Source organism: Malonomonas rubra (assembly GCF_003247215.1).
Lineage (GTDB): Bacteria > Desulfobacterota > Desulfuromonadia > Desulfuromonadales > Geopsychrobacteraceae > Malonomonas > Malonomonas rubra_A.
Map to the genome: position 1 here is coordinate 1 of NZ_QKAP01000003.1, position 4087 is coordinate 4087.

Consider the following 4087-nt stretch of genomic DNA (forward strand, 5'->3'; position numbering starts at 1 on the left):
CATCCTGGTGATGAAACTCGCCTACCGCATCGAGATCAGCGGCGAACAGCACGTTCCTGCCGAAGGACCGGCCCTGCTGGTGGCCAATCACGTTTCCTGGGTCGATGCCCTGCTGCTGCTCGCCACCCAGCAGCGCCGCATCCGCTTCATCATGCATCGCGACGTTTACGATATCCGGCTGCTGCAACCGCTGTTCAAACTGATGCAGGTCATCCCGGTCGCTCCCAGCGGTTCGCGCCGGGAGATGATCGATTTTGTCAAAACCTCACGCCAGGCTCTCGACGACGGCTACTTGGTCTGCATCTTCGCCGAAGGGATGATCACCCGCACCGGCATGCTGCAGCAGTTCAAAAGCGGCCTTGAAACGATCGTCAAGGGAACCGAGCATCCGATCGTCCCCATCTATATCGGCGGCGCCTGGGGAAGCATTTTCAGCTATGCCCACGGCAAGCTCCTCACCAAACTGCCGACCAGCCTGCCTTATCCGATTTCCGTCGTTTTCGGGCGGCCCCTGCCGGCAACCTCGACAGCCGGCGACGTGCAGCAGGCGGTGGCGGAACTGGCCTACGACTATTTCGAAGGGCAAAAGGCGAAGCGGACCTCCCTCGCCGCGATGTTCGTCAAAACTGCGCGCAGCAACTGGACCCGTCCGGCGCTCAGCGACAGCAGCGGCCAGCGGCTCTCCTATGGCCGTGCCCTGGTCGGTGCGCTGACCCTGGCAAAACGCCTCGAACCGCTGGTTGCCGAGGAGGAGATGGTCGGTTTGCTGCTGCCGTCGTCGGTGGGCGGCGCGCTGGCCAACCTGGCCGTGCCGATGCTAGGCAAAGTGCCGGTCAACCTCAACTACACCGCGTCCAGCGAAGCGGTGGCCTCAGCCCTGCAACAATGCGGCATCACCACCCTGGTCACCAGCCGGTGTTTCATCGAACGCTTTCCGCAGCTGCCGTTGCCGGAACGGGTCTACTATCTGGAAGATCTGCTGACGGACCTCGGTACAGCCGACAAGCTGCGCGCCTTGATCAGGGCCCGGCTGCTGCCGACCAGACTGTTGCTGAAGATTCCTTGCCGATGCGGCGAACAACTGGCGACGGTCATCTTTTCTTCCGGCAGCACCGGCGAACCCAAAGGGGTGATGCTCAGCCAGCACAACATTATCTCCAACTTGGAAGCGATTCGCATGGTTGCTGCCATCAGCCCGGAGGACAACGTGTGCAGTGCGCTTCCCTTCTTCCATGCCCTCGGATTTACGGCAACCCTCTGGCTGCCGTTGCTCAGCGGCTTCTCGGCCAGCTACCACGTCAATCCGATGGATGCGGCCGCGATCACCAAACTGGTGCGCCAGAACCGTTCGACCCTTATGTTGACAACCCCGACCTTTCTCGCCACCACCATGCGGCGTGCTAGTAAAGAGGATTTCGCCAGTCTGCGTCTGGTGGTGACCGGCGCCGAGAAACTGAAAAGCCAGCTCGCCGATGCCTTTGCCGAAAAATACGGTCTGCGTCCGCTGGAAGGATACGGCGCCACCGAGCTGGCCCCGCTCATCACCCTGAGTCTGCCCGACGTGGAACAGGGCGACGTGAAACAGTCGGGCCACCGGCTCGGCAGCGTCGGCCGCCCGATTCCCGGTATAGTGCTGCGCGTGGTCGACCCGGAGAGCCACAGTCCGCTTTCGATCGGAGAGAGTGGCCTGATTCTGGTCAAAGGCCCCAACCTGATGAGCGGTTACCTGAACCGCCCCGACAAAACCGCCGCAGCGATCGTCGACGGCTGGTACGTCACCGGCGACATCGGCCGCATCGACAACGACGGTTTCCTCCATATCACCGACCGTCTCACCCGCTTCAGCAAGATCGGCGGTGAAATGGTGCCGCACATCAAGGTCGAAGAGGTTTTCTACCGCGAGCTGGGTTTGACCGGGAACGTTTTGGCCGTGACCGCGATCCCGGACGAAAAGAAAGGGGAAAAGCTGGTGGTGGTCTACACCGAGGAGGCCGGAGAAAAGGAGAACTTGGTGCGAATCAGTAAAGAAAGCGAGCTGCCCAACCTGTGGCTGCCGCAGCCGGAAAATTTCGTCAAAGTCCCGGAGCTGCCCCAGCTCGGCAGCGGCAAGCTGGACTTGGGAGCTTTGCGGAAATTGGCGGAGGAATTTGCGTCATAACCCCGGAAAGGAGAGTGGAACATGCGTAGGAGCAGAATACTTTTGAGTGGTTTGGCCGCTCTGACAGTCCTTTCTGCGTGCACCAATCAGGATGCAGCGCAATTAGGCAGCCTGATCGGCCGCTCTTTGGGCAAGCCGGTTGGCACCGTTGCAACGGCGATCGATGAAACTTTTCGTACCGTCGGGGATGTCGTAAATGAGAATCCGCGTTTCCAAAACCAGTACAACGAACCGAAACAGACTGTGTCATCACGAATCCCAAGTACAGAAGAGGATTATTACTATAAAGCTGAAGTTTTGGTGAAGACTCGCGGACCGGCACAGATAGACTCGATGAGTCTGCAGAAGACCGAGGACGTTTCCGACTTCTGGAAGTGAAGAGAGGAGATTTTGACGATACCGCAACGGCTCAGGTTCCCTGAATGTACTTCTTCACCGTGCGCCTGTCGAGTTGCGTGCGCCGTGCCACTTCTTCATAGGTGCCGAAACGCTGGTGCAGTTGCCGGCAGTACAGGGTCAGCAATTCCTGGGCATTCATCTCGCCGGCATCCGCCAGTGCCTGAAGATTGTCTTCAGCCGCCGGATTGGCAAACGGATCGCCGGTATAGCTGCCATTTAGCAGTACGCGTCGAACCGCTTGCTCCAACTCGCGAACATTGCCCGGCCAGCAATAGCCGACCGGCAGATCCCGTAGCAGGGACTGGCGGATCGATTGGACTAATCCGGATTCAACGTTGTCGAGAATTCGCATCAGCAGATGCGCCAGCAGGGCATCGAGCGAAGCGGGGTCCTCGCTGAGCTGCTGACGCAGCGAGGGGACCTCGATCACGTCGGAACAAAGCCGGTAATAAAAGTCATCACGAAAATTACCGGCGCGTCTCAGTTCATCAAGAGAGCGGTTGGTGGCGGCGATGATGCGGCCGCGAAACGGTATGTTTTCGTGGCTGCCGACCGGGGTATAGGTTCGCTCCTGCAATACCCTCAGCAACTTGATTTGCACGGGAACCGATACATCGCCGATTTCGTCAAGAAAGATCGCACCATGTGGCACGCAGCGGCCCAAAATCCCAAGGTGATTGTCGATGGCGCCGGTAAAAGCGCCTTTTTTGTGGCCGAACAATTCTGATTCGATCAATGACTCGGGAAATTGCGACAGGTTGATGGAGATCAGGTTCCGCGTAAAGCTTTCGGCAAACCGCCCGCGTTTTTCATCGAAGGGGATATACCCCGAGCGACCAATCGCTGACGCTGCAGCTCCCTTGCCGGTTCCCGTCTCACCGAGCAGCAGCGTTGAAAAGTCTTCCATTCGATTCCAGAGCTGAGCCTCGTAGCGCCTTACATCGTGGGTGAAGATGTTGTTCCACAGGGCACAGCGCAGTTTCTGAATCGCATGACTCTGTCCGACCAGTTGATCGATGAAGAAGAAGGCTCTGCGCAATTGGTAGAAAAAAGCGAAATAATGTCGAGCCTCTTCACTTTTGAAACCGTATTCTCGCAACCGGGTAAGCAGCTCGCTTGAAAACGGCACTGAGCAGGGCTCATTTCCTTCATGTAATTGCTTTTGGATCAGTTGATCGAATGCGTTCAGGTACCGATGAAACTGCTCGAACAGCAAACCCATGGCCAAGCAGGTGCGATCTCCGCCTTCGTATAAGGCCAGATTGCCTCGACCAACTTTTTCCAAACTTCGTACGCGATCCCGAACCGATTCGAGGGCGGCTTCCAGCAGTTCTTTTTTGCTGCCCCCCGTCAGTCCGGCCAATTGTTTATCCAAAGCAGCGCGTTCTTCTCCAAACGGGTTGCTGAACGCCGCCTTGCTGACGAGCTGGAAAAACTGCCGGTCTTCTGTTTTAAGATTCTCTGATCGTGACATGCATAAAATGTATATCAGTTGTGCATAAAAAGCCAGGATGCAAAACGGATCATTCA

Annotated in this window: 3 protein-coding genes; 2 read left to right on the forward strand and 1 reads right to left on the reverse strand. The window is 57.5% G+C overall.

The annotated features are described in order from the left end of the window. Positions 1-10: 10 nt before the first annotated feature. On the forward strand, positions 11-2158 hold the full coding sequence (locus tag Q7J88_RS00100; protein WP_303720115.1) for an AMP-binding protein: 2148 nt from the start codon (positions 11-13) through the stop codon (positions 2156-2158). Positions 2159-2179: 21 nt separating this feature from the next. Continuing rightward, complete coding sequence (locus Q7J88_RS00105; protein WP_303720114.1) at positions 2180-2536, forward strand: hypothetical protein; 357 nt, start codon at positions 2180-2182, stop codon at positions 2534-2536. A gap of 31 nt (positions 2537-2567) precedes the next feature. Here the strand turns inward: Q7J88_RS00105 and Q7J88_RS00110 are convergent. Continuing rightward, a partial coding sequence (locus tag Q7J88_RS00110) for a sigma 54-interacting transcriptional regulator (protein ID WP_369681926.1) occupies positions 2568-4087 on the reverse strand: 1520 nt, incomplete at its 5' end.

What these genes read in the sequence shown, in the direction of transcription:
- Q7J88_RS00105 (WP_303720114.1), top strand. Translation starts at nt 2,180, where the DNA reads ATGCGTAGGAGCAGAATACTTTTGAGTGGTTTGGCCGCTCTGACAGTC.
- Q7J88_RS00100 (WP_303720115.1), top strand. Translation starts at nt 11, where the DNA reads ATGAAACTCGCCTACCGCATCGAGATCAGCGGCGAACAGCACGTTCCT.